At 71.0% G+C, this 23895-nt stretch carries 24 protein-coding genes; 12 read left to right on the plus strand and 12 right to left on the minus strand.

The window, feature by feature from the left end; all coding sequences use genetic code 11:
• Nucleotides 1–86 precede the first annotated feature (86 nt).
• Nucleotides 87–1559, plus strand: a complete 1473-nt coding sequence (locus tag OG943_RS30485; RefSeq protein WP_328604363.1) for a hypothetical protein — start codon at nt 87–89, stop codon at nt 1557–1559.
• Nucleotide 1560: 1 nt separating this feature from the next.
• Here OG943_RS30485 and OG943_RS30490 read toward each other — a convergent pair whose 3' ends face one another.
• The gene (locus tag OG943_RS30490) at nt 1561–2271 is read right to left on the minus strand and encodes a murein transglycosylase (RefSeq protein WP_328612193.1); all 711 of its coding nucleotides are present in this window, start codon (nt 2269–2271) and stop codon (nt 1561–1563) included.
• Nucleotides 2272–2640: 369 nt separating this feature from the next.
• Between OG943_RS30490 and efeU the strand changes: the two genes are divergently transcribed.
• From efeU to OG943_RS30515, 5 genes are all read left to right on the plus strand, one after another.
• Nucleotides 2641–3483 (plus strand): iron uptake transporter permease EfeU, encoded by an 843-nt coding sequence (gene efeU / locus OG943_RS30495; protein ID WP_328604364.1) that lies wholly within the window; start codon nt 2641–2643, stop codon nt 3481–3483.
• A 2-nt stretch (nt 3484–3485) separates the two neighbouring features.
• Nucleotides 3486–4625, plus strand: coding sequence for an iron uptake system protein EfeO (gene efeO / locus OG943_RS30500; protein ID WP_442874589.1), 1140 nt, complete (start codon nt 3486–3488; stop codon nt 4623–4625).
• Nucleotides 4622–5896 carry an iron uptake transporter deferrochelatase/peroxidase subunit gene (gene efeB, locus OG943_RS30505; RefSeq protein ID WP_328604366.1) on the plus strand — a complete coding sequence of 425 codons (1275 nt, stop codon included), beginning with the start codon at nt 4622–4624 and terminating at the stop codon, nt 5894–5896. The genes efeO and efeB overlap by 4 nt, the downstream gene beginning before the upstream one ends.
• An 81-nt stretch (nt 5897–5977) precedes the next feature.
• The gene (locus OG943_RS30510; RefSeq protein ID WP_328604367.1) at nt 5978–7042 is read left to right on the plus strand and encodes an LLM class flavin-dependent oxidoreductase; all 1065 of its coding nucleotides are present in this window, start codon (nt 5978–5980) and stop codon (nt 7040–7042) included.
• Between the two features lie 34 nt (nt 7043–7076).
• On the plus strand, nt 7077–7487 hold the full coding sequence (locus OG943_RS30515; protein WP_328604368.1) for a PPOX class F420-dependent oxidoreductase: 411 nt from the start codon (nt 7077–7079) through the stop codon (nt 7485–7487).
• Nucleotides 7488–7541: 54 nt separating this feature from the next.
• Here OG943_RS30515 and OG943_RS30520 read toward each other — a convergent pair whose 3' ends face one another.
• From OG943_RS30520 to OG943_RS30550, 7 genes are all read right to left on the minus strand, one after another.
• Nucleotides 7542–8108 carry a hypothetical protein gene (locus OG943_RS30520; protein WP_328604369.1) on the minus strand — a complete coding sequence of 189 codons (567 nt, stop codon included), beginning with the start codon at nt 8106–8108 and terminating at the stop codon, nt 7542–7544.
• Nucleotides 8105–9478 carry a hypothetical protein gene (locus OG943_RS30525; RefSeq protein ID WP_328604370.1) on the minus strand — a complete coding sequence of 458 codons (1374 nt, stop codon included), beginning with the start codon at nt 9476–9478 and terminating at the stop codon, nt 8105–8107. The genes OG943_RS30520 and OG943_RS30525 overlap by 4 nt, the downstream gene beginning before the upstream one ends.
• Complete coding sequence (locus OG943_RS30530) at nt 9475–10278, minus strand: ABC transporter ATP-binding protein (RefSeq protein WP_328604371.1); 804 nt, start codon at nt 10276–10278, stop codon at nt 9475–9477. Before OG943_RS30530 ends, OG943_RS30525 begins: the two co-directional genes overlap by 4 nt.
• A gap of 20 nt (nt 10279–10298) precedes the next feature.
• Nucleotides 10299–11087: a zf-HC2 domain-containing protein gene (locus OG943_RS30535; RefSeq protein WP_328604372.1), complete on the minus strand. Its 789-nt coding sequence runs from the start codon at nt 11085–11087 to the stop codon at nt 10299–10301.
• Nucleotides 11084–11638, minus strand: a complete 555-nt coding sequence (locus OG943_RS30540; RefSeq protein WP_328604373.1) for an RNA polymerase sigma factor — start codon at nt 11636–11638, stop codon at nt 11084–11086. Before OG943_RS30540 ends, OG943_RS30535 begins: the two co-directional genes overlap by 4 nt.
• A gap of 61 nt (nt 11639–11699) precedes the next feature.
• Entirely contained in the window at nt 11700–12629 is a 930-nt protein-coding gene (locus tag OG943_RS30545; RefSeq protein WP_328604374.1) for a MazG family protein, read from the minus strand.
• Nucleotides 12626–13633: a hypothetical protein gene (locus tag OG943_RS30550; protein WP_328604375.1), complete on the minus strand. Its 1008-nt coding sequence runs from the start codon at nt 13631–13633 to the stop codon at nt 12626–12628. Before OG943_RS30550 ends, OG943_RS30545 begins: the two co-directional genes overlap by 4 nt.
• Nucleotides 13634–13718: 85 nt before the next feature.
• Here OG943_RS30550 and OG943_RS30555 point away from each other — a divergent pair, with 85 nt between their 5' ends.
• A complete protein-coding gene (locus OG943_RS30555) occupies nt 13719–14126 on the plus strand; it encodes a hypothetical protein (protein ID WP_328604376.1) in 408 nt (135 codons plus the stop codon).
• Between the two features lie 25 nt (nt 14127–14151).
• Here the strand turns inward: OG943_RS30555 and mfd are convergent, their stop codons facing one another.
• Nucleotides 14152–17715, minus strand: a complete 3564-nt coding sequence (gene mfd / locus OG943_RS30560; RefSeq protein ID WP_328612194.1) for a transcription-repair coupling factor — start codon at nt 17713–17715, stop codon at nt 14152–14154.
• 677 nt (nt 17716–18392) lie between these two features.
• Between mfd and OG943_RS30565 the strand changes: the two genes are divergently transcribed.
• Entirely contained in the window at nt 18393–19586 is a 1194-nt protein-coding gene (locus OG943_RS30565) for a PQQ-dependent sugar dehydrogenase (RefSeq protein ID WP_328604377.1), read from the plus strand.
• Nucleotides 19587–19654: 68 nt separating this feature from the next.
• A complete protein-coding gene (locus OG943_RS30570; protein WP_328604378.1) occupies nt 19655–19870 on the plus strand; it encodes a hypothetical protein in 216 nt (71 codons plus the stop codon).
• 107 nt (nt 19871–19977) lie between these two features.
• On the opposite strand, the gene OG943_RS30575 is transcribed toward OG943_RS30570, so the two are convergent.
• Complete coding sequence (locus OG943_RS30575; RefSeq protein ID WP_328604379.1) at nt 19978–20697, minus strand: SDR family NAD(P)-dependent oxidoreductase; 720 nt, start codon at nt 20695–20697, stop codon at nt 19978–19980.
• A 31-nt stretch (nt 20698–20728) separates the two neighbouring features.
• Here OG943_RS30575 and OG943_RS30580 point away from each other — a divergent pair, with 31 nt between their 5' ends.
• Genes OG943_RS30580 through OG943_RS30590 form a run of 3 tightly spaced genes read left to right on the plus strand, consistent with a single transcriptional unit; the run spans nt 20729 to nt 22178 of the window.
• On the plus strand, nt 20729–21274 hold the full coding sequence (locus OG943_RS30580; RefSeq protein WP_328604380.1) for a MarR family winged helix-turn-helix transcriptional regulator: 546 nt from the start codon (nt 20729–20731) through the stop codon (nt 21272–21274).
• Complete coding sequence (locus OG943_RS30585; RefSeq protein WP_328604381.1) at nt 21271–21789, plus strand: isochorismatase family protein; 519 nt, start codon at nt 21271–21273, stop codon at nt 21787–21789. Before OG943_RS30580 ends, OG943_RS30585 begins: the two co-directional genes overlap by 4 nt.
• On the plus strand, nt 21786–22178 hold the full coding sequence (locus OG943_RS30590) for an NUDIX hydrolase (protein ID WP_328604382.1): 393 nt from the start codon (nt 21786–21788) through the stop codon (nt 22176–22178). The genes OG943_RS30585 and OG943_RS30590 overlap by 4 nt, the downstream gene beginning before the upstream one ends.
• Nucleotides 22179–22197: 19 nt before the next feature.
• On the opposite strand, the gene OG943_RS30595 is transcribed toward OG943_RS30590, so the two are convergent.
• Together OG943_RS30595 and OG943_RS30600 are read right to left on the minus strand one after the other, a co-directional pair.
• Entirely contained in the window at nt 22198–22788 is a 591-nt protein-coding gene (locus OG943_RS30595) for a TetR/AcrR family transcriptional regulator (RefSeq protein WP_328612195.1), read from the minus strand.
• A 105-nt stretch (nt 22789–22893) separates the two neighbouring features.
• Nucleotides 22894–23859 carry an acyl-CoA desaturase gene (locus tag OG943_RS30600; RefSeq protein ID WP_328604383.1) on the minus strand — a complete coding sequence of 322 codons (966 nt, stop codon included), beginning with the start codon at nt 23857–23859 and terminating at the stop codon, nt 22894–22896.
• Nucleotides 23860–23895: the final 36 nt, after the last annotated feature.

The raw sequence follows: 23895 nt of genomic DNA on the forward strand, positions 1-23895 counted from the left end.
GCCCCCAGTTTGCTCCGGCCGGCCTAACAACGGCATAACAACGCCGGTTCGGGCCGTGTTACGCGCCGCTCCGTAGAAACGCCGGCATGTCGACCACCGAACTCCTGCGGCGGGAATGGATCACCTTCCGCCGCCCGGCCCGCCTGATCGCCCTTGGCGCCGCGGCCCTCGCCGTCATCGCGGTGGGCCTGTTGTCCGCCGTCCGGAACCAGTCGTCCTGCGACGGGCCCTGCCCGGCCGTTCCCGTCGCCGCTGACGGCTCCGTCGTCGGCGACCAGTTCTGGTTCCGGCATCGGGACCTGGGCCCTGAAGGCAGCATCACGGTTCGGCTGACCGCCATGACCGGGACGATCACCTACCCGCCGCCGAACCACGACCGGATCGTGCCCGGTCTGGTGCCGTGGGCGAAGGCCGGGATCATCGTCAAGGACGGGGTACGGCCGGGCTCGCGGTACGCGGCGCTCACGATGACCGGCGCCCACGGCGTGCACTTTCAGTACGACTACAAGCACGACGTCGCCGGCAGCGCGGCCGCCGTCTCGCAGCAGTCCCCGCGCTGGCTGCGCCTGACCCGCTCGGGCGACACCATCACGGGCTCCGAGTCCGCCGACGGCCGGCAGTGGCACACCGTCGCGACAGCGGAGCTCGACCGGCTGCCGGACACCGTGCAGGTCGGCCTCTTCGCCACGTCGCCCGGCGATCTCACCCTCAGCAGGACCGGGCTCGGCGGCGCGACCGAGCAGGTCCGGTTCACCCAGGCCGTCGGCGTTTTCGACCACGTCGCAGTCAGCGGCACCGGCACGTGGATCAGTCAGCCCATCGGCGAGATGAACAACACCGACTGGGAGAAGTACCACCACGCGTCCGGAGCCGTGGACGACAACGGTGTCGTCACGGTCAGCGGCGCCGGTGACATCGGCCCGCTCAGCGACCAAGGCGCGCGCACCGTCGAGAACACCTTGTCGGGCCTCGTGGTCGCGCTGATCATCGTGCTCGTCGCCGCGACCCGCTACGGTGCCCGCACGGCTCGCGAGGCGCCGGCCCGGCCGGTGGTCGCCGCGCGGGCGGCCGTCGTCGGAGCAGCCACCTTCGTCAGCGGCCTGGTCGCCACCGGCATCGTCGTCCCGGCCGGCCTGGCGGTCATCAAGGCCAACGGCATCCCGGTGCAGCCGAGCCCGGTGCTGACCGAGCTGCGGGTGATCGTCGGCGTCGCGGCGGTGCTGGCACTCTGCGCTGTCCTCGCTTACGGGCTCGGCGTCTGGCTGCGGCACGGCTGGGCCGCTGTCCTCATCGGACTGTCCGTGGTCGCCGTTCCCCAAGCCATCACGGCGTTTCCGCTCCTGCCCGACCCGGTCTCCGAGTGGCTGCTGCGGCTCACCCCGGCCGCCGGCTTCGCCGTTCAGCAGACGCTCGTGGAGTATCCGCAGGTGACCGCGCACTACGCGCCGTCCGCCGGGTACTTCCCGCTCCCCGGTTGGACCGGTCTCGCCGTGCTCTGCGCGTACACGATCGTCACGGTGCGATTGGCTCTCGGCGCCAAGCCGGCCGATTGGCGGTAGCTCAAACCGACACACTGGCCGCCGCGAAAGCGTCCGCTGCGCTGAAGACGGTTTGGGCGTAGTCGACGGCCGGGTTGTAGAACAGCGCGGCGCGCCACCAGCCGGACGGGGTGCCCAGGTCGTCGCCGCCGGAGCAGAGGTAGCGGGCGGCCGTGAAGGCGGCGTCGTCGATGTTCTGGGGGTTCGCGGGCTTGCCGTCGCTGGTCGCGCGTTCCGCGTATTTCGACCAGGTCGACGGCAGGAACTGCAGGGGGCCGAGCTTGTGGTCGGCCTCGCGGTCGCCGTCGAGCTTGCCGTCGTCGGTGTCCGGGGGTGTCGGGGGGCCGACGATCGGGCTGCTGACGACGCCGTCGGGGGTGATCGCCACCGTGCCGAACGTCGCGTGGCCGATGCCCGCCAGCGTCGCCCACGACAGGTGACAGGTCGGCTTCTGCCGGCTCATCCACATCTCCGCCCGGCCGTACGCGGCGAGGACCCGCGCCGGGATCTCCGTCTTCCCCGCGACACGCGTGGCCCACGCGTCCAGCTCCGCCTTGTCCGACATCGTCGGCCGGTCCGGCGGTGCCGCCAGGCCCGCGCGCGGCGCCTGCGCACCCGGCTGGGGGCGCTGCTCCTGGACCACAAACGTCGGCGACGGCGGCGCGGCGGCCGGCGCTTCACCGGACGGGTTGCGGACCCCGATCGTCACCACGAGCACCACCCCCGCGACCACCAGGCTCAGCGTGAACACGATCCGGCTGACGTAACGACGGGGCGGGCCGGCGGGCGCGGGAGACGCCGGCGCGTCAACGGTCGGCTGAGTGGTATCGGCCACCCGGACAGGTTACTGCCCCACCCTTCGCGGGACACCGGATCGAGCGAATGGCAAGCGGACGGTTAACCCGTGCTCCATCCAGCGGACATCACATATTTTGTTACCGAGTCGCAGCCCAGCGCGCTGACCTGCGGTTACCCTAACCTAATCCCCTCCCATCAACGGCCTTGACGGACAAATCGGGCACCTCTCGGCGGGCACCCCCTGGACTTAAAGGCAAGGCTTACCTAAAAACATCAGGTCAGGGAATACGAGGAGGGCTGAACTGTGGTGTTTTCGAGCGCGCTCATCGGGCTGCGCGAGGGCCTGGAGGCCGCACTCGTCGTCAGCATCCTGGTCGCGTTCCTGGTGAAGACGGACCGCCGGCACGCGCTGCGTTACGTGTGGCCCGGTGTCGCCGCCGCCGTCCTGCTCTCGATCGCCTTCGGCGCGGTCCTCACCTACAGCACCGCGCAGCTGAGCTTCGAGCACCAGGAACTGCTCGGCGGCAGTCTTTCCATCGTGGCCGTCGGCTTCGTGACGGCGATGATCTTCTGGATGCGCAAGGCGTCGCGGCACATCGCCGCCGAGCTGCGCGGCAAGATGGAGAACGCGCTGAACGTCGGCCCCGCGGCCGTGCTGCTGCTGTCCTTCCTCGCGGTCGGCCGGGAAGGCCTCGAGACCGCCGTCTTCTTCTACTCCGCCGTGCAGACCGCGCAGTCGGACACCGTCCAGCCGCTGATCGGCTTCGTCGTCGGCATCGTGCTCGCCGTGGCGCTCGCCTACCTGCTCTATCGCGGCGCCGTCCGGTTCAACCTGGCGAAGTTCTTCACGGTCACCGGCGTGCTGCTGGTGTTCGTCGCCGCCGGCGTGCTCGGCTACGGCCTGCACGACCTGCAGGAGGCCGGTTTCCTCCCGGGCCTGACCACACTCGCCTTCGACGCCTCCAACGTCCTGCCGGAGACCTCCTGGTACGGCGCGCTGCTCAAGGGCGTCCTCAACTACTCGCAGCAGACGACGGTGGTGCAGGCCGTCGCGTGGGTCGCCTACGTCGTGATCGTGCTGCCCCTGTTCCTCAAGCCCACCAAGAAAACCGTCCCGGCGCCCGCCGCTGCCGCTGTCAAGGAGTGACCGTGCCCCAGTCCCCCAAAGCCCCGCTGGCCGTGCTGGCCGGCGTCGGCGCCCTCGTCGCGCTGGCCGCCTGCGACAGCACGGGCTCCACGACCAGTGCCGCGGGCGGGCCGATCAAGGTCGAAGCCTCCGACACCTCCTGCGCCGTCGCGGCGAGCACGGCGAACGCGGGCAACGTGACGTTCGAGATCACGAACAAGGGCAGCAAGGTCACCGAGTTCTACCTCTACGCCGAGGGCGACCGGATCATGGGCGAGGTCGAGAACATCGCGCCCGGGCTGAACCGGCGGCTGATCGTCGAGGTCCCCGACGCCGGCAAGTACCAGACCGCGTGCAAGCCGGGCATGGTCGGCGACGGCATCCGCGGCGACTTCACCGTCACCGGCGGCGCGGCGAAGCAGAACGACGTGAACGCGCAGAAGTCCGAGGCCACGAAGAGCTACGCGACCTACGTCGCCAACAACACGAGCGCACTCGAGACTGAGACGGCGAAGTTCGTCGACACCGTGAAGGCCGGGAAGGTCGACGAGGCCAAGGCGCAGTACGCCACCACCCGCGCGTACTACGAGCGCATCGAGCCCGTCGCGGAGAAGTTCGGCGACCTCGACCCGCTGATCGACGTCCGCGAGGCCGATCTGCAGGCGGGCCAGCAGTTCACCGGCTTCCACCGGCTGGAGAAGGACCTGTGGGTCACCGGGCTCAAGCCCGACAGCGGCCAGGTCGCCGACAAGCTGCTCACCGACGTCAAGGACCTGGTCACCAAGACCAAGACGCTGCAGCTGACCGCGCTCGACCTCGCCAACGGCGCCAAGGGCCTGCTCGACGAGGTCGCCACCGGCAAGATCACCGGCGAGGAGGAGACCTTCTCGCACACTGACCTGTGGGACTTCCAGGCCAATGTGGACGGCTCCAAGGGCGCGATCGCCGCACTGCGGCCGATCCTGCAGGAACGCGACCCCGCGCTGGTGTCCACTCTGGACAAGCAGTTCGCGAACGTGCAGACACTGCTGGACAAGAACCGCAACGGCGACGGCTTCAAGTACTACAACGAGCTGTCGCAGGACCAGATCAAGGAATTCGCCTCGGCGGTCGACGCACTGAGCGAGCCGCTGAGCAAGGTCGCGGAGGTCGTGTCGAAGTGACATCCCAAGCCGGGAACGACGAAGGCGCCCGAGTCTCCCGCCGGAAGCTGTTCGGCCTGGCGGGGGCGGGAGTCGCGCTGGCCGGTGCCGGGGCGGCGGCCGGGGTCGGCTTCGACCGGCTGGGCGAGGGGTCCACGGCGCAGGCCGCGGTGTCCACCGTGGACTTCCACGGCGAGCACCAGGCCGGCATCGTCACGTCGACCCAGCAGAACCTGCACTTCGCGGCGCTGGACGTGACCACGAAGGACGTCGGCGAGCTGCGGCAGCTGCTGCGCACGTGGACCGCCGCGGCGCGCCGGATGACCACGGGCCAGGAGGTCGTGCCGAACGGCGCCGTCGGCGGCGCGGCCGAGGCACCGCCCGGTGACACGGGTGAGGCGCTGGACCTGCCGGCTTCGGAGCTGACGCTGACGATCGGCTTCGGGCCCTCGCTGTTCGACGGGCGGTTCGGCCTCGCGGCGAAGCGCCCGGCGCAGCTGGTGGACCTGCCGCTGTTCCCGAAGGACAAGCTCGACCCGACGCGCAGCGGCGGCGACCTGTGCATCCAGGCGTGCGCGAACGACCCGCAGGTCGCCGTGCACGCGGTGCGCAACCTGGTGCGCCTCGGCTTCGGCGTCACGGAGGTGCGCTGGTCGCAGCTCGGGTTCGGGCGCAGCTCGTCGACGTCGCGGGCGCAGGCCACGCCGCGGAACCTGTTCGGCTTCAAGGACGGCACGAACAACATCAAGTCCGAGGACACCGACCTGCTGCGCGACCAGGTGTGGGCGCAGGCCGCTGACGGGCAGGCCTGGATGGCGGGCGGCACGTACCTGGTGGCGCGCCGGATCCGGATGCACATCGAGACCTGGGACCGCGAGACGCTCGACGGCCAGGAGCAGATCATCGGGCGCACCAAGGGCTCCGGCGCGGCGCTCGGGCAGGCGGGCGAGTTCGACCAGGTCGACCTGAACGTCGGCGGCGCGGGTGGCGTCCCCCTGATCGCCGACGACGCGCACATCCGCCTGGCCTCGCACGAAACGCTGAAGGGCGCGCGCATCCTCCGCCGCGGCTACAACTTCGTCGACGGCTCCGACGGCGTCGGCCACCTGGAGGCGGGCCTGTTCTTCCTGGCCTTCAACCGCGACACGCGCACGCAGTACGTCCCCATGCAGCAGGCGTTGTCCGCGAAGGACGCGATGATGGAGTACGTGCAGCACACCGGCTCGGCCCACTTCGCCGTCCCGCCGGGCCTCACCCCGACGTCCACCTGGGGCGACGGATTGTTCGGCTGATCCACCCACCTTGTGAGACCGATTGCCGGGGAGACCGTACCCGACCCACGCTGACGTCTTCCGAGGCAAGGGAGTCCCGTCGTGGCCGGTGTGGCGCATCCGCGGTTCGGTGTCTGGGCGGTCGTCTACGGGTCGTGGGGGCCGTTCGACCACCCGGACGACCCGGTGGACGCGAGCTGGGAGCGGAACAAGCGGCTGATCCTCGAAGCGGACCGGCTCGGCTTCGACTCCACGCTGATCGCGCAGCACCTGGTGAACCCGTTCGGCGACGAGCTGGACCAGCTGGAGACCTGGACGTCGGCGGCGGCGCTCGCCGCGCTGACCGAGCGGATCGAGATCATCGCCGCCATCAAGCCGTACCTGGTGCACCCCGTGGTGCTCGCGAAGCAGGCGCTGCAGATCGAGCAGATCAGCGGCGGGCGCTTCGGCCTGAACCTGGTCAACGCGTGGTTCAAGCCCGAGCTGGAACGCGCCGGCATCCCGTTCGCCGAGCACGACGAGCGTTACGCCTACGGCCGTGAGTGGATCACCGTCGTGCGCGGGCTGCTGAACGGCGAGCGCGTTTCCTTCCAGGGCAAGTACTTCCACGTCGAGGACTACCAGCTGCGCCCGATCGACGCGACGCGCACGCGCCCCACGGTGTACGTCGGCGGCGAGTCGGACCCGGCCCGCGCGCTGGTCGCGGACAAGGCCGACGTGTGGTTCATCAACGGCCAGCCCCGCGCCGAGGTCGAGCGGCTGATCACCGACGTCGCCGCGCGGCCGAGGGAGGGCGACCCGGTCCGGTTCGGGCTGTCCGCCTTCGTGGTCGCGCGCGAGACGGACGCCGAGGCCGAGGCGGAACTGGCCGCGCTGTGGGAACTCGCGGAAGCCGGCAAGGCACGCTGGGAAGCCCTCGTCGCCGACGCCGACCCGAAGGCCGTGATGTTCCAGACCTTCGCGAAGTACCCCCACATCGGCACCAACGGCGGCACCGCGGCCGGCCTCGTCGGCAGCTACGACACGGTCGCGCGCCGCATCCGCGAGTGGGCCGACCTCGGCATCGAGACGTTCATGCTGCAGTTCCAGCCGTTCGAGGCGGAGATGCGCCGGTTCGCCGAGCACGTCGTCCCGCGGGTCCGGCAACTCGCTCCAAACGCGGGTTGACTTCAAGTGCCCTTGAACTTGCAAGCTGGGTGACATGTTCACCGAAGCCGAAATCGCCTACCTGGCCGAGCAGGGCCTTGGCCGGATCGCCACCCAGCAGCCGGGCGGGACCCTGCAGGTCAGCCCCGTCGCGTTCACCTACAACGCCGAAGCCAAGGCCATCGACGTCACCGGCTACAACCTGACGCGGAGCCGGAAGTACCGCAACGTCGCGGCCAACGGCCGGGTCGCGTTTGTCATCGACGACCGGCCGTCGCTGGAGCCGATGCGCGTGCGCTGCCTGGAGATCAGGGGCCACGCCGAGGTGATCACCGACGTCTTCGAGACCGACGGCCACCTCGACGGCGCCGTGATCCGCATCCACCCCGAACGGATCATCAGCATGGGCATCGACGACCCGGACCGCGAGCCCCTCGAGATGAAGCCGAACAACCGGAACGTCTGACGCGCGTCGGCCGCCGCACCGGCCCGGGGGCGGTACGGCGGCCGGGGCGTGCCCTCATCGGCGGGCGCCCACCAGTGTGTAAGCAGCGGTGCCGACGCCGAACAGGATCCCCGCCATCCACCAGCCGAGCGGGGCTTCTGTGGACAGCAGCGGCCACGCGACCGCGCCCGAAACCGCCGTGGGGTCGGGGTCCGGCACGAACAGGGCCACCACGGTCCACAGGAGCGGGAACGTCCAGCCGAACTGGCCGCCGAACAGGGTCGCGGCCAGACCGGCGAGGCCGAGCAGGCCCGCGCCGTCGCGCAGCACCGCCGACGTGGCCACCTGTGTGTCACCCGGCGCCTGCACCAGCAGCAGCACCCCGCCCGCGAGCACCCCGATCAGCAGGATGTGCCCGAGCCGCCGGGGCAGCCAGTTGAACGCGGCGGTCCGGTCCAGCTCGATGTCCTGGCCGCTGAGCCCGGTGGCCGACACCGCGACGGCCGCGGCGAGCGTGAGCGTGACGAAGAAGAGGGACCACTGGTTCCCGACCGCCAGCCGGATCCCGACCGTGCAGACCACCAGCGCCAGCAGCGAAGCGGGCATCTGCCGCGACCGCGCGTACAGCGTCATCCATCTCATCGCCCGGCCTCCTGGGTAAGAGCGGTCAGCGCGTCACCCTGGCAGCTCAGCTCGGCCTGCCTGGAGGCGACGACCCGGGCCACCTGTTCCTGCGGCGGCAAGGCCTGCAGGCCCGCCCACGTCTGCTTCGCCAGCTCCGGCCACTGCAGGTAAGCGTCGGTCGGAGGAGGCTTGAGGTCGCCGACCACCCATCCGGCGACCACCCAGCGAGCGGCATCCTCCCGGTTCTCCCGGTCGCCGCCGTAGCTCGGGCCACCGCAGGCCTGGGTCCCGCCGCCGGCGACGAGCTGGTAGACGAAGTCCTTGCCCTGCTTGTGGTAGTAGCTGAAGTCGTCGAAGTTCACGATGATCTTCGACGGGTCCTGCGGGCCGACGAGCCGGGCGGTCGTCCGGTACGCGTCGGTCGACTCCATCAGACTGGTCGGCGCGCCGGGGATCTTCGCCAGCAACTGCAGGGCTTCCTTGCCCAGTCCGGCCACAGTGGACAGTCGATCCGCGTGCATCTTCGTGACGCACACCGGGCCGTCGCACACCGGGGCGGCGGTCGCCTGGTCGACGGTCAGGTTGCCGGCCGGCGACGAAGGGAACAGCGGGAGGGCGATCGCCAGGCCGGCCACCACCGGCAGCAGCGCGAGCAGCCGCCGCCGCACCGTCGACGCGGAGAACAGCAGGAACCCCGTGGCGGCCAGACCGGCCAGCCAGCACAGCTGTCCGACGCTGATGGTCACCGTCGGCACGAGGAATGGGCTGCGCGGTTCCTGCGGCGCGACCCCCAGCTGGGTCAGCCGGTTCGGCAGCAGCCCGCCGATGCTGCTCTGGTCGCTCGAAATCTGCAACAGCACGCAGGCCACCAGTGCCAGCACGGCGAGCGCGGGAGCGGTGACCGGGTTCGGCAGCATCCGCCCGACGCCGAGGCCCAGCCCGACCCCGGCGATCACCGCCACCAGCCCGACCAGCGCGGGCAGCACCCAGCTGAAGGTGAACAGCCCGTCGTGCGCCACCACTTGCACCAGCCCGGTCAGCAAGATGACGACGTACGCCAGCACGGCCGCGATGCCCAGCGCGAGGCTCAGCTTCGTCATGCGGTGCCGGGCCGGGCGCGGCATCGTTTCGAGCAGCTCCCCGGTGCCGGACCGGCTGTCGCGCATGCCCTGGATCGCCGAGGCGCCGACGATGATCGGCCACAGCAGCATCAGCAGGTAACGCGTCCACAGCACCGAGGACGTCCATTGCCCGTCCCAGGCCGCCGGTTCCTTGAACCACGGGCCCTTGTGGACGAAGGCGAAGAAGAACCCCAGCCCGACGACCAGCACCGCCAGGGTCAGCCACGGCGCGATCGTGCGCCGCAGCTCGGTCCGCAAGACGTTCACCACGCCTCCCGGCCACGCTCGTGGTTCAGCAGGGCGGAGTAGCCGCGCTCGATCGGGCTGTCGCCGACGTGCTGCGGCCCGCCCGCCGCGGCCAGCTGGTCGGGCGTGCCCTGGAAGACCAGCTTGCCCTCGGCGAACAGGACCACGTCGGTGCAGGCCGTGGCCACGTCCTCCACGAGGTGCGTCGAGACGACCACGCACGCGTCCTGGCCGATCTGCTGCATCAGCTCGCGGAACCGCACGCGCTGCGCCGGGTCGAGCCCGGCGGTGGGCTCGTCGAGCAGCAGGACCTGCGGGTCGTTGACGATCGCCTGGGCGATCCCGACCCGGCGGACCATGCCGCCCGAAAGCGTCTTCAGCTTGTCGTCCGCGCGGTCGGCGAGGCCGACGCGCTCGATCGCCCGCTGCACCGCTCCCGGGATGTCCTTTTTGGACATCTCCTTGAGCCACGCCAGGTACTCGACGAACTCGCGCACGGTGAAGCGCTTGTAGTAGCCGAACGTCTGCGGCAGGTAGCCGATCCGCCGGCGCAGGCCGCGCTGGTCGATGTGTCCCCCGACGGACTCACCGAGCAGCGTCAGATCGCCTTCGGTCGGCCGGAGCACCGTCGCCAGCGTCCGGATCAGCGTGGTCTTGCCGGCCCCGTTGGGCCCGAGCAGCCCGTGCACGCCCGTTCCCAGTGAGAGGTCGAGGCCGTCGACGGCCATTTTCTTCCGGCCCACTCGTACTTTCAGCGCCTTGGCTTGGATTTCCCAGGCATAGGTCGACGGAGCGACCTCAGCGGCTTCGACTGCCCGCATGTCCATTGTCCCCTCATTCCCTATTGATAAGCGATGAGCCGCGTGAAGGAGCTACGGCGGAGCACCAGCACCAGCACAGTCAGCGCGAAGATCCCGCCCCAGACGGGGACGGCCCCGGCCTGCAGGGCGAACGAAGCACCCGTCGCCAGCGTGGGCACCACGAGCACGGCCATCCACACCACCACCAGCGACACGGCGGCGCGCTCCACTCCGATCAGCACCCCGAGCGCGAGCGTCCCCGCGGTGAACGCGAGGCTCGGCAGCAGCCACAGCCCCACCGACGACCCGGTGAGCCGGCCCGCGATCAGCAGCACCGGCAGCACGGCCACCAGCACCGCGGTGGTCCGGCGCAGCACCAGGTCCAGCCCGGCCCGCGGGGTCGCGGTGACCAGCTCGTAGGCCGGGTCCAGCCCGCCCGACCACGAAGCGGCCACGCCCAGCACCGGCAGCACCGGCGCGAACAGCTGCACGAACGACCCGTGCCAGAAGTTCCCCCAGTCCAGCCACACCGAGATGAGCGAGACCAGCAGCACCATCAGGAGCCACGGCAGCATCACCGGCGTCGTCCAGCTGTGCAGCAGTGCCCGGAACCGGCTGGGTGCCGGCTGCGGACGCGACGCGAGCCTCGGTTCGAGGTCCGCCCACACGCCATCGACCAGCGCCGAGACGTCCGGTGTGGACAGTGCGGAGAGCCGGCCGCGGCAGGCGCCGCACAGCTCCAGGTGGGCTTCGACCGCCCAGGCCTGGTCGGCGGGCAGGTCGTGCCCGTGGAGGTAGCCGGTGAGCAGCTGTTCGGAGACGTGGTTCATGACAGTGCCTCTCGCATGGCGATCCGCGCACGGCGCGCCCGTGTTTTCACAGTTCCTTCCGGGAGCCCGAGCAGGACGGACGTCTCGCGGACGGACAGCCCGTCGAGCACCATCGCCTGCAGAACCTGACGCAGCTCGGGTGCCAGCGCGCGCAGGGCGTCACCGACGTAGTCGCCGACCGTTCCGGCCAGCGCCTCCTCCTCGGCGGCGGGGGCCACCGTCGCGACGTTCACAGCCGGTGGCAGCTGCGCGTGGTGCGCCCGGCGGCGGAACGCGTCGACCAGTCTCCGGGCGGCGATCGTCCACACCCACCCGACGGCCGTCCCGCCGGCCGCGGCGCCCGAGAACGAGCCCGCGGCCCGCCAGACGGCCAGATAGGTCTCCTGCATGACCTCCGCGACGACCTGTTCGTCGGCGCATCGGCGGCGCAGGCGCACGGCGAGCCAGGGCGACGTACGGCGGTAGAACTCTTCGAACGCCGCCCGGTCACCCCGCGCCGTCCGGCGGACGAGTTGCTCCTCGTCCGCCTCCGCTGGTGGCTTGTGCTTCACACCAGGCAAGACGCCGGTGACCGCGATCCGGTTCTCACCCGGATGTGTGCTGTGTCACAGCTCAGGTGACGTCGGGCCAGAACTTGCGCCAGCCGTCGGCCTCGAGGGTGGTGGGCTCGACGCCCTCGGCGCGCGCGGCGTCCTCGGCCGCGCGGAGGTCGCGCGCGAACTGCTTCGCGACCGCCCGGAGCTCGCTCTCGGGGTCGATGCCCGCGCGGCGCGCCGTGGCCGCCGTGCGGAACAGCTGGGACGCGGGGTCGGTGCCGTCGGGGAACAGGTCCAGCGGGATGCCGGCGCGGCCGCTGCGCTGGCCGAGCTTCCCGGCGAGCGCCACCGCGGGCTGGCCGAGCGCCACGCCGTCCACAATGGACTTACGCTGCTTCTCGGCCTGCTTGAGCTCTTCCCACTTCAGTTCCTGGTGCTCGGCCGTGGACACCTTGGCGGCGTCGGCGAAGACGTTGGGGTGACGGCCGACGAGCTTGGCGACGAGCTCACTCGCCACGTCGTCGATCGTGAACGGGTCCCGCGGGTCTTCGGCGGCCACGCGCGCGTGGAAGAGCACCTGCAGCAGGACGTCGCCGAGTTCCTCGCGCAGGGCCGCGCGGTCGTTCTCCTCGATGGCCTCAAGCAGCTCGTAGGTCTCCTCGACGAGGTACGTGCGCATCGAGTCGTGCGTCTGCACGGCGTCCCACGGGCAGCCGCCGGGCGAGCGCAACCGGTCCATCACCAGCACGGCCTCGACGAGCGGGTCGGCCGGCGCCTGCAGCACCCGCGCCCCGGCCGCCGTCAGCGCGGCAGCCGTCGGCTCGGCGAGCGAGCCCACGACGAGCACCATGTCGCGCCCGGGCGGCGCTTCGGTGACCGGCGGCAGGCCGAACGCGGCGGCGTCCACGTCCGACCCCGCGTACACCGCCGCCGCGGTGCGCAGGAGCGGAACCGCGGCGGCCGGGAGCGTCGCCCCTCGGGCGACTACGACTACGGAGCCGGTCACTGCTGGGCCGGGGCGGCGCCCGGCAGCGGCAGCACGAGCCCCTGGGTCGCGTTGGCGTTCGGCGCGAGGTCCATGCCCACGGCGTCCCACACGCCGTAACGCGGGTTGATGCGGTAGTCGACGTCGCCGACGTACGGCTGCAGCAGACGGACGCCGATGCCGCCGAGCTGGTCCGGCGTCGGCTGCTGCGCCTGGTCGGTGGCGACGGGCTTGCCGGTGGTGCGCTGGCGCACGACCGCGACGACCCACGTCGGGTTGCTGGCCGGGTTCGGCTGGAACGCGATCACGGTGTTGGCCGGCACGCCGAACAGCACCGTCGTGGCGTCCTGCGGCGACGACAGCGCGGGCACCTGCGTGCCGACGTTGCCCTCGACCCCGCCCTGCGCGCCGCTCTGGATCTCGCCCGTCACGGCCTTCGGGTTGGCGGCGAACTGCCGCGCCTTGGCGATGGCGTCGGTGCGCGCGGTGGCGGGGTCGGCCGAGGACGCCGTGCCGTCGGCGCTCGGCGCGCCGACGGTGGTGTAGTCGAAGTTGACCGTCAGCGTCGGCAGGTACTTGATCGCGAGCTTCTGCTCGAGGTACTGGTCGGTCAGCGCCTCGCGGTGGTCGCGCACACGCCAGACGAGCTGCATGACGGCGGCGTCCTGGTTCTGCGTGATGGACTGCGGCAGCGGCCCGGCCAGCGGGTCCTGGAGCATGGCCGCGCCGATGGCGTCCTGGTCGGCGGAGAGGTTCTCCTTCTGCGCCGCCTTGGTGACCGCCGCGTGCAGCAGCGCCTGGCGCACGATCTCCCGGCCGACGAGGTCGAGCTTGTGCTGCGCCGCGAGCTGCTTGGCGTACGGCTGCTCCTGGACCGCTTTGTCCAGCAGGTCCTGCACCTGGTCGATGGAGGTGACCTTGCCGTCGATGATCGCCGCGGCGCTCACCTGGCTGGGCCCGGCACCACACCCGGCGAGCAGGAACACACCGGCCACAACGGCAATCAACGCGCGAGGGCGCCCCATGATCCGCATCACAGGCCATACCCTCTCACATGCCCGCCCCCGAAACGCAACACCATGTTGGCACCCTGCGCGGTATTGTCGATAAATGGACTCTTGGTTGTCGATTGAGGTCCTCGACGGCACGTTCCCGGCCGAAGCCTGGAAGCGCGCACACGGCGACGACCTGACCGAAGCGGCACTGACGAACGGCGCCGGGCACTGGACGTGGCACGGGCACCGCTGGGGCGTGACGCTGGAGATCGAGTTCGCCAACGAGCATCAGCGCGACCGCTTCCGCGCCCTCCCGGCCGTGACGGCCGCCCTCGACGCGGTCCCCGACCCGGACCGCGGCCTGCTGGTCTACCCGGGCCGCGGCGGCGGCTCAGGCGCCCGGGTGCCGCGCGTCCCCCGGCCCCAGCCGCTGGCGGACGCGGGCGCGCTGCCGACCCCTGAGGTCGAGCACCGCATGCGGCTGGCCACCACGGAACTGCTTGTGAGTGTTTATGACGGTTAGAACCGTCATAAACACTCACAAGCAGTCAGACGGCGGCCGGGGTTTTGGTCAGGTGGGTCAGGAGTTTGGCGCACCACTCCAGCAGGTGTTCGTCGCGGAGGGTGGGGGTGCCCATGCGGCCGCCGGCGGGGCCTTCGGTCGGCTTGGGGACCGAGACGGTGTTCGTGATGGCCTTGTAGGTCGCCTTGGGGTAGAGGCGCTTGAGGCGGACCAGTTGTGAGTCGGCCAGCGGCAGGGGGGCGAAGCGGATCGTATTGCCCTGCACCGCGACCTCCGTGACGCCCGCCGCGCGGCAGGTGTGGCGGAAGGCCGCCACGGCGAGCAGGCGGGTGACCGGCGCGGGCGGCTGGCCGTAGCGGTCGACGAGTTCCTCGCGGACCGCGTCGAGGCCCGCGGTGTCCGGGGCCGCCGCGATCTTGCGGTAGGCCTCCAGGCGCAGCCGCTCCCCCGGCACGTAGTCGTGCGGGATGTGAGCGTCCACCGGGAGGTCGACGCGGACCTCGGCCAGCTCGTCGTCCTCCGCGGGCTCGGCGCCGGCGTGCCGGCGGAACGCGTCCACGGCCTCGCCGACGAGCCGCACGTACAGGTCGAACCCGACGCCCGCGATGTGGCCGGACTGCTCCGCGCCCAGGATGTTGCCCGCGCCGCGGATCTCCAGGTCCTTCATCGCGACGGCCATGCCCGCGCCCAGCTCGGTGTTCTGCGCGATGGTGGCGAGCCGGTCGTGCGCCGTCTCGGTCAGCGGCGCTTCCGGCGGGTACAGGAAGTACGCGTACCCGCGCTCGCGGCCACGCCCGACGCGGCCACGCAGCTGGTGCAGCTGCGCGAGCCCGAGCAGGTCACCACGCTCGACGATCAGCGTGTTGGCGTTGGAGATGTCCAGCCCGGTCTCGACGATGGTGGTGCACACCAGCACGTCGTACTCGTTCTCCCAGAAGCCCTGGATGATCTTCTCGAGCTTGTCCTCGTTCATCTGCCCGTGCGCGGTCACCACCCGCGCCTCCGGCACCAGCTCGCGGATGCGCCGCGCGGCCTTCTCGATCGACGAAACCCGGTTGTGCACGTAGAACACCTGGCCGTCGCGCAGCAGCTCGCGGCGGACGGCGGCGCCGACCTGCTTGTCGTCGTACGAGCCGACGTAGGTGAGGATCGGGTGCCGGTCCTCCGGCGGCGTCAGGATGGTGGACATCTCGCGGATGCCCGCCAGCGACATCTCCAGCGTGCGCGGGATGGGCGTGGCGGACATCGTGAGCACGTCGACGTGCGTGCGCAGCGCCTTGATGTGCTCCTTGTGCTCGACGCCGAACCGCTGCTCCTCGTCGACGATCACGAGGCCGAGGTCCTTGTAGCGGATCCCGGTCTGCAGCAGGCGGTGCGTGCCGATCACGATGTCGACCTCACCCTCGGCCAGCTGCTCCAGGACGATGTCGGACTCGGCCTTGTTGGTGAACCGCGAGAGCCCCTTGATGGTCACCGGGAACGACTGCATGCGCTCGGCGAACGTGTTCAGGTGCTGCTGCGCGAGCAGCGTGGTGGGCACGAGCACGGCGACCTGCTTGCCGTCCTGCACCGCCTTGAACGCCGCGCGCACGGCGATCTCGGTCTTGCCGTAGCCGACGTCGCCGCAGATCACGCGGTCCATCGGGACGCCGCGCTCCATGTCGGACTTGACCTCGTCGATGGCGGCCAGCTGGTCGTTGGTCTCGACGAACGGGAACGCGTCCTCCAGCTCGCCCTGCCACGGCGTGTCCGGGCCGAACGGGTGACCGGGCGCGGCCTGGCGCGCGGCGTAGAGCTGGACCAGCTCGGCGGCGATCTCCTTGACCGCCTTCTTGGCCCTGGCCTTGGTGTTCTTCCAGTCGGAGCCGCCCAGCTTGTTCAGCGCGGGCAGCTCGCCGCCGACGTAGCGGGAGACCTCGTCGAGCTGGTCGGTGGGCACGAAGAGCCGGTCGCCCGGCTGGCCGCGCTTCGACGACCCGTACTCCAGCAGCAGGTACTCGCGCGTGGCACCGGCGACGGTGCGCTGCACCATCTCCACGAACCGGCCGATGCCGTGCTGCTCGTGCACCACGTAGTCGCCGGCCCGCAGCGCGAGCGGGTCGACGGCGTTGCGCCGCCGCGACGGCATCTTGGCGTTGAGGTCCTTTGTGGACACCCCGGCGTTCGCGCCGCGGCCGGTGAGGTCGGTCTCCGACAGCACGACGAGCGCCCGCTCCGGCGACACGAAGCCGTCGGAGAGGCCGCCGCAGGTGACCGTGACGACGCCGGGCGGCGGGACCGCCGTGAGGCCGTCGCCCGCCAGCGTGGCCGGGACCTCGGCGCCCGTCAGCTGCTCGACGGCGCGGCTCGCGGTGCCCTGCCCGGCGACCACGAGCACCCCGGTGCCGCCCGACGCGACGTGTGCGCGCAGGTCCGCCATCGCACGCTCCAGCTCGCCCCGGTACGCGGGCGCGGGCTCGACGGCGACGCGGAAGACGTCCGGGTCCTCGGTGGTCAGCTGGGTGATGGTCCACCAGGAGCGCCGGGTCTCCTGTGCGTGCTTGGCGATCCCGGCCAGGTCGCGGTAGGCCGACGCGCCGAGGTCGATCGGCGCCTGGCCGCCCGCCGCGGCGGTGGTCCAGGACGCCTCCAGGAACTCCTGGCCGGTGCGCACCAGGTCGGCGGCGCGGGCGCGGATCTTCTCCGGGTCGGCCAGCAGCACGTGGCTGCCCCGCGGCATCGCGTCGGTGAGCAGCTCCAGCTCGTCCTCGCAGAGCACCGGGATGAGCGCCTCCATGCCCTCCACCGGGATGCCGTCGGCGAGCTTGGTGAGCATCTCGGCCAGGTGCGCGTCGGCCTCGTAGGTGCCCGCCAACTCGGCGGCCTTCGCCTTGACCGCGCCGGTGAGCAGCAGCTCACGGCACGGCGGCGCGGTGACGTGCCGGATCTCGCCGGGCAGCGAGCGCTGGTCGGACACCGCGAACGCGCGGATCTCGCTGACCTCGTCGCCCCAGAACTCGATCCGGACCGGGTGCTGCGCGGTGGGCCCGAACAGGTCGAGGATGCCGCCGCGCACGGCGAACTCGCCGCGCTTCTCGACCATGTCGACCCGGCTGTAGGCCAGCTCGACGAGCCGCTCCAGCAGGCCTTCGAAGCTCTGCTCCTCGCCCACCACGAGGTCGACCGGTGCCAGTGAGCCGAGCCCCGGCGCCATCGGCTGGATCAGGCTGCGCACGGTCGAGACGACGACCTTCAGCTCGTCTTCGCCCGTGTGCAGGCGGTGCAGCACCTCCAGCCGCCTGCCGACGGTGTCGGCGCGCGGCGAGAGGCGTTCGTGGGGCAGCGTCTCCCACGACGGGAAGTCGGCGACCCGGTCGCGGCCGAGCAGCGCCGACAGCGACGTGGTCAGCTCATCGGCCTCCCGCCCGGTGGCGGTGACCACGAGGACGGGACGGCCGGCGCCGCCCGCGCCGGGTTCTTCGGCAAGGGCCGCGGCGACCAGCTGGCGCGCGGCGACGGGGCCCTGCAGCTCGAGCAACGGGGCGCCCGCCCGCTCGACGACCCCGCGAAGGGCCGGGTCGGGAAGGATGGCTTGGAGGAGTCCGGACAGTGGAGCGTCGGTCACTGTCCCAGACTACGTGCCGGCACCGACAAGATGCCGCTCACCGCACGAGTGGGCCACTCGCGACATCGGCGGCCGCCGGCGCTCACGCAGCGGAACCGGGTGACCAGCCGTGGTGGCCGCGAAACTCCCCTCGCGGGGCTCCGGCTGGTCGGTGGCGACCGAGCGTGAACACGCGGCGGAAATGCGGCGGAACTGGTGCGGACGCGGGTGGGGACGATGGCCGCGATCAGCGGCAGCCGGGCGTCCATGGTCGCCCGGCGCAACGGCTCGACGGCTCGACAGCGCAACGGCTCCACGGCTCCACGGCTCCGATGCGGAATCGCCGAGCGGGGCCAGCGGCTTCGCGGAGTTGAGCCGGGCCGGACCGGACAGCGGAGCTGAGCCGGAGCAGGCCAACCCGCGTAGCGAAGCAGAACCGGAGCAGGCCGGACCGGATAGCGGAGCTGAGCCGGGTCAGACCGGACCGCATAGCGAAGCTGAACCGGGGCAGGCCAACCCGCGTAGCGAAGCTGGGCCAAGGGGGCTCAGCGAGGCCGAACCTGTCGACTTTCCTGCCCGCGAACGGAAACCAGCCCACAGCGCGGCCCAGCCCGTGAGCAGACCGGCCGTCCGCGCAGCGAACAAACCAGCGATCTTTCCGGTTTGTCCGGCATGCTGGACCCATGCGCCTGTCCGGACCGGCCCTGCTCGTGACGCTCGTGGTGTTCGCTTCCGCCTGTTCCAGCCCGCCCGGGGCCGCCCAGCCGCCCCCGGCCAGCGCCCCAGTGCCGCCGGCCACCACGCAGGCAGCCGGCGGCTTCCGCGTCGAGGAGGTGGCCGGCGGGCTGGAGCACGGCTGGGACATCGGCTTCCTGCCCGGCGGCGCCATGCTCGTGACGCAACGCCCGGGCCGGCTGGCGCTGGTGCGCGGCGGCCGGACGACCGAGGTCCGCGCCGACTTCTCCGACGTCCTCGTGCAAGGCGAAGGCGGTCTGATGGGGCTGGCGCTCGCCGCGGACTTCGCGTCGTCGCGGGAGTTCACCACCTGCCAGACGCATCAGGAGAACGGCAAGGCCGTCGACATCCGGCTGGTCACCTGGCGGCTGGCCGACGACGACGCGAGCGCGGCGAAGGTGCGCGACCTGCTCACCGGCCTGCCGGTGAACCCGAGCGGACGGCACTCCGGCTGTCGCCCGACGCTCGCCCCGGACGGCGCGCTGCTCGTCGGCACCGGCGACACCGCGAACCCGGCGGTCTCGCAGGACCGGCACCGCCTCGGCGGCAAGGTGCTGCGGATCAACGCCAAGACCGGGGAACCGTTGCCGGACAACCCGTTCTTCTCCTCGGCCGACGAGAACGAGCGGCGGGTCTGGACCTACGGCCACCGCAACATCCAGGGCGTCGCCATCCGCCCCGGCACCGGGCAGGTGGTCACCTCGGAGCACGGGCCGACGTTCGACGACGAGGTCAACCTGATCAAGCGCGGCGGGAACTACGGCTGGGACCCGTCCAAGGGCGGCACCGACACGACCTATGACGAGAGCGTGCCGATGACGGACAAGAAGCGCTTCCCGGACGCCGTGGATCCACTGTGGACCACCGGCTCGATCACCGAGGCGACGAGCGGCGACGCGTTCCTCACCGGTGAGCAGTGGGGCGTGAACAACGGCGCGCTGGCCGTCGCCGCGCTGAAGGGCCAGAAGCTCCTGCTGCTGCACCTCGACGCCGCCGCGAACGTCACGAGCGTGACCCTGCCGAAGGAGTTCGACGACAAGTTCGGCCGCCTGCGCGGCGTGCGCAGCGGCCCGGACGGCGCGCTGTACGTGACGACTTCCAACGGCGACAACGACAAACTGCTGCGCGTAACGCCTTCCTGATCAGCATTCCTGACAACAGATATCAGGGAAGCCGCGTCTACCTGGCCTTCTCCCGCGACGAGACGACCATGGGTTTCGCGTTCCCGAGGGAGCAGCGGGACGCGCTCGTCGCGGGCGAGCCGGAGAAGTTCCTGCCGCCCGAGCCGTCCGACGAGCGCTACCAATGGGTCCGCGTGCGGCTCGCCGCGCTGGAGGCCGGCGAAATGGCCGAGCTGGTCCTCGACGCGTGGCGGATGTGCGTGCCGAAGCGCGTCGCCGCCGCGCACTGCGCCATTCGGTACTGATCCGACTGCAGCCACGGCGGAAAGGGTTCCTGCGAGCAGATCGGCCGCAGACCGTGTCCGCCTGCTTTCGGTCGGATTAGTACCGGGACGGCTCAGCCACCTGAGGCTCAGCGACCTAAGTGGGCGCCGCCGTTGACGTGCACCACCTGCCCGGTCACGTGGCCGGCGGCGGGGCTCGCGAGGAACGCGACCACGTCGGCGACGTCCTCCGGGACGCCGGCGCGCTTGGTCATCGTATTGCCGACCAGCCGGGCACGGCGCTCGCCGGTGAGCTTGCCGTGGAAGAACTCCGTGTCGACGATCAGGCCGGGCGCCACCACGTTCGCGGTGATGCCGCGCGGGCCGAGCATGCGCCCGACGTCGGTGTTCCACGCCTCGACGGCGGCCTTCGCCCAGCCGTACGAGCCGCCGCCGGTGTGCGCGGCGATGGAGCCGATGGTGATCACACGGCCGTGGTCGGCGAACCGGTCGCGCAGGCCCGAGGTGATCAGCGCGGCGGTGAACACGTTGGCCCGGAAGTTCGCGGTCCAGGCGACGTCGAGCGCGGCCAGGTCGGCATCGTCGTCACGGAGGAAATCGGTGTTCCCCCCGGCGTTGTTGACCAGCACGTCGACGGTTTCGGGCAGTTCCCCCAGCGCGTTCGCGACCGCCGTGGGATCGGCCGCGTCGAAGACCACTGCCCTGGCCCCGAGCAGGGCCGCGGCCTCGGTGAGCACGCCCTCCCGGCGGCCGGTGATCGTGACGCGGTCGCCGTCCCGCGCGAACCGGGCAGCCACCGCGTACCCGATTCCCGTGCCCCCGCCGGTCACCACGACGTCTCGACTCATCAAATGCATCCTTTACTGTTAAAGTATCTCCATGGACGACCGTACCCGCGAGCCGGAAAACGCGTCAAGCGACGAGGTCGACGAGATCCAGCGCGCGTGGCAGCGCGAGCAGCCGGGCGCGCCCGTGGCGTCGATCGGCGTCATCACGCGGATCTGGCACATCGCGAAGCTGCTGGAGGACGACCGGCGCGCGACCATGCTGCGGCTCGGCGTGGACGCGACGACGCGGACGCTGCTGAGCACGCTGCGCCGCGCGGGGCCGCCGTACCGGCTGACGGCGGGCGAGCTGGCGAAGCGCTGCCGCGTCAGCCCCGGCGCCATTTCCCAGCAGACGGCCCGCGCCGAGCGCGAAGGCCACGTCCGCCGCGTCAAGTCCACAGAGGACCGTCGCACGGTGCACGTCGAGCTGACGGCGGCCGGGCACGAGCTGATCGAACGCACTGTCACGGATCTGCTGGAACACGAGGAGACGCTGGTCTCGGCCCTCACCCCGGCCCAGCGCGACCAGCTGGCGGACCTGTTGCGCGTCGTCCTCGCCGACCTCGACCACCGGGCGGGCCTAGGATCGGCGTCATGACCGAGATCGACCCCGGCTCCTCCGCCCTCCTGCTCATCGACCTGCAGGAGCGGATCGTGGCCCTGCCGACGACCCCGCTGTCCGGCCCGGAGGTCGTGGCGAACGCCGTGCGCCTGCGCGACGCGTTCGCCGAGGCCGGCGGCCAGGTGGTGATCATCCAGGCGGTGCGGCCGGGCAGCGAGCTGGCCGAGGGCAACGACGTGCTGCCCGAGATCAAGCCGCGCGTCGGCGAGAAGCTGGTGGTCAAGCAGACCATCGGCGGCTTCTACGGCACCGACCTGCACGCCCACCTGCGCGACGCCGGCGTGCGCACGGTGGTGTTCGGCGGGATCGCCACGGAGTTCGGGGTGGAGTCGACGCTGCGCGCCGCCGCGGACCACGGTTACACGACCATCGCGGTGTCCGACGCGATGACCGGGCTTTCGGACATCTCGCACGAGTCGTCGCTGACGAAGATCTTCCCGCGGCTCGGCACGGTGGCGACCACCGACGAGGTACTGGCGGCGCTCGCGTGATCGACAAGATCGCCTGGCTGCACCTCGTCGACGGCCGGGTCCTCAGCACACTGTCGAAGGGCAAGGACACCTGGTACTTCCCCGGCGGCAAGCGCGAGCCGGGCGAGTCGGACGTCGAGACGCTGGTGCGCGAAATCGCCGAGGAGCTGACCGTGGCGCTGGTGCCCGCGTCCATTTCCCCGGCCGGCGCGTGGGAGGCGCAGGCGCACGGCCGCGCGTCCGGCACGGTGGTGCGGATGACCTGCTACACCGCCGAATACACCGGCACGCTCACGCCGAGCAGCGAAATAGCGGAACTCGCGTGGCTCGGTTATGCCGACCGCCCCCGCGTTTCCGCGGTCGACCAACTGATCTTCGACGACCTGCACTCACAAGGCCTGCTGCACTGAGCCGCCCTGCTGCGCTGAGTCAGCCCAGCAGTTTGGGCTTGTGTTCCAAGTGGGACAACCCGTTCCAGGCCAGGTTCACCAGGTGCGCCGCCACTTCGTCGCGCTTCGGCTTGCGGGCGTCGAGCCACCATTGGCCGGTCAGGGCGACCATGCCGACCAAGGCCTGGGCGTAGACGGCCGACAGCTTCTCCTCGTACCCGCGCGCCGCGAACTGCTGCGCGAGGATGTGCTCCACCTGGCTGGCGATGTCGTTCAGCACAGTGGAAAACGTGCCGGTGGAGCTGGCCACCGGGGAGTCGCGGACCAGGATGCGGAAGCCGTCGTGGGAGTCCTCGACGTAGCCGAGCAGCGCGCAGGCCGCCTGTTCCAGCATCACGCGCGGGTGGCCGCCGTGCAGCGTGGAGACCATGCGGTCGAGCAGGACGCGCGTCTCGCGGTCGACGACCACCGCGTAGATGCCTTCCTTGCCACCGAAATGCTCGTACACCACCGGCTTGGAGACGTTGGCGCGAGCCGCGATCTCCTCCACCGAAGTGCCGTCGAAGCCCTTTTCCGCGAACAGCGCCATCGCCACGTTCAGCAATTGCTGCCGGCGCTCGCTGCCCGTCATGCGGACCCGGGTCACCGGAGCGGTCGGACGCGCTCCGGTGACGGCCGCCTCACGCTTGGCCCGTCGTCTCCCCGCCACCGGGGCAGACTACGCCGAACCGGGGAGCTACTTCGCTTCGGCGGCGATCCGCGCCAGCCGCTGCGGGGTCGGCCAGCGCACGTCGTGCACCCAGCCGAACTTCTCGAAGATCCAGATCAGCCGGGCGGACATGTCGATCTGGCCGCGCTTCACGCCGTGCCGCGCGGACGTCGGGTCGGCGTGGTGCAGGTTGTGCCAGGACTCGCCGAAGGAGAAGATCGCCAGCGGCCAGAAGTTGGCCGACTTGTCCCGCGCGTTGAACGGGCGCTCGCCGATCATGTGGCAGATCGAGTTGACCGACCAGGTCACGTGGTGCAGCACGCAGATGCGCACCAGGCCGGCCCAGAAGAACGCGGTGACCGCGCCCCACAGCGACCACGAGATCAGGCCGCCCAGCAGCGCCGGCAGCATCAGGCTGACCAGTGCCCAGAGCCAGAACAGGTCGTCCACCTTGCGGATGGCGGTGTCCTTGACCAGATCGGGCGCGAACCGCCCCTGGTTGCTCGTGTCGCGCTCGAACAGCCAGCCCATGTGCGCGTGCCAGAAGCCCTTGGCGATGGCCATCGGCGAGGTGCCGAACGCCCACGGGGAGTGCGGGTCGCCGTCACGGTCGGAGAACGCGTGGTGCCGACGGTGGTCCGCCACCCAGGTGATCACCGGGCCCTGCAGGGCGATGCTGCCCGCGATGGCCAGCACGACGCGCAGCCACTTCTGGGCCTTGAACGAGCCGTGCGTGAAGTACCGGTGGTAGGCGACGGTGATGCCGAGCCCGCTGATCCCGTAGAACACCACGAACAGCCCGACGTCGACCCAGCTCAGGCCCCAGCCCCAGGCGAACGGGACGGCGACCAGCAGCGCCACCAGCGGCGCGATCACGCCGAAGTACACCGAGAACTGGACCCCGATCGACCGGTGGCCGTCGATGATCGGTTTTGGCCCCTTCGGGGCCGGTGGCTCTCCAGCGGGCTGGGAACGGTCAAGGGTGGCCGTCATACAGTTCACTTCTTCCTACGAGCCCTTACGAAGGGT

The sequence above is a fragment of the Amycolatopsis sp. NBC_00345 genome (genome assembly GCF_036116635.1).
Classification (GTDB): Bacteria; Actinomycetota; Actinomycetes; order Mycobacteriales; family Pseudonocardiaceae; genus Amycolatopsis.

Excerpts from the sequence above, each read along its gene's own strand:
- OG943_RS30485 (WP_328604363.1), top strand. The coding sequence starts at position 87 with ATGTCGACCACCGAACTCCTGCGGCGGGAATGGATCACCTTCCGCCGC.
- OG943_RS30515 (WP_328604368.1), top strand. The coding sequence starts at position 7,077 with ATGTTCACCGAAGCCGAAATCGCCTACCTGGCCGAGCAGGGCCTTGGC.
- OG943_RS30520 (WP_328604369.1), bottom strand. The coding sequence starts at position 8,108 with ATGAGATGGATGACGCTGTACGCGCGGTCGCGGCAGATGCCCGCTTCG.
- OG943_RS30530 (WP_328604371.1), bottom strand. The coding sequence starts at position 10,278 with ATGCGGGCAGTCGAAGCCGCTGAGGTCGCTCCGTCGACCTATGCCTGG.
- OG943_RS30535 (WP_328604372.1), bottom strand. The coding sequence starts at position 11,087 with ATGAACCACGTCTCCGAACAGCTGCTCACCGGCTACCTCCACGGGCAC.
- OG943_RS30550 (WP_328604375.1), bottom strand. The coding sequence starts at position 13,633 with ATGGGGCGCCCTCGCGCGTTGATTGCCGTTGTGGCCGGTGTGTTCCTG.
- OG943_RS30555 (WP_328604376.1), top strand. The coding sequence starts at position 13,719 with ATGGACTCTTGGTTGTCGATTGAGGTCCTCGACGGCACGTTCCCGGCC.
- OG943_RS30565 (WP_328604377.1), top strand. The coding sequence starts at position 18,393 with ATGCGCCTGTCCGGACCGGCCCTGCTCGTGACGCTCGTGGTGTTCGCT.
- OG943_RS30570 (WP_328604378.1), top strand. The coding sequence starts at position 19,655 with ATGGGTTTCGCGTTCCCGAGGGAGCAGCGGGACGCGCTCGTCGCGGGC.
- OG943_RS30575 (WP_328604379.1), bottom strand. The coding sequence starts at position 20,697 with ATGAGTCGAGACGTCGTGGTGACCGGCGGGGGCACGGGAATCGGGTAC.
- OG943_RS30580 (WP_328604380.1), top strand. The coding sequence starts at position 20,729 with ATGGACGACCGTACCCGCGAGCCGGAAAACGCGTCAAGCGACGAGGTC.
- OG943_RS30585 (WP_328604381.1), top strand. The coding sequence starts at position 21,271 with ATGACCGAGATCGACCCCGGCTCCTCCGCCCTCCTGCTCATCGACCTG.
- OG943_RS30595 (WP_328612195.1), bottom strand. The coding sequence starts at position 22,788 with ATGACGGGCAGCGAGCGCCGGCAGCAATTGCTGAACGTGGCGATGGCG.
- OG943_RS30600 (WP_328604383.1), bottom strand. The coding sequence starts at position 23,859 with ATGACGGCCACCCTTGACCGTTCCCAGCCCGCTGGAGAGCCACCGGCC.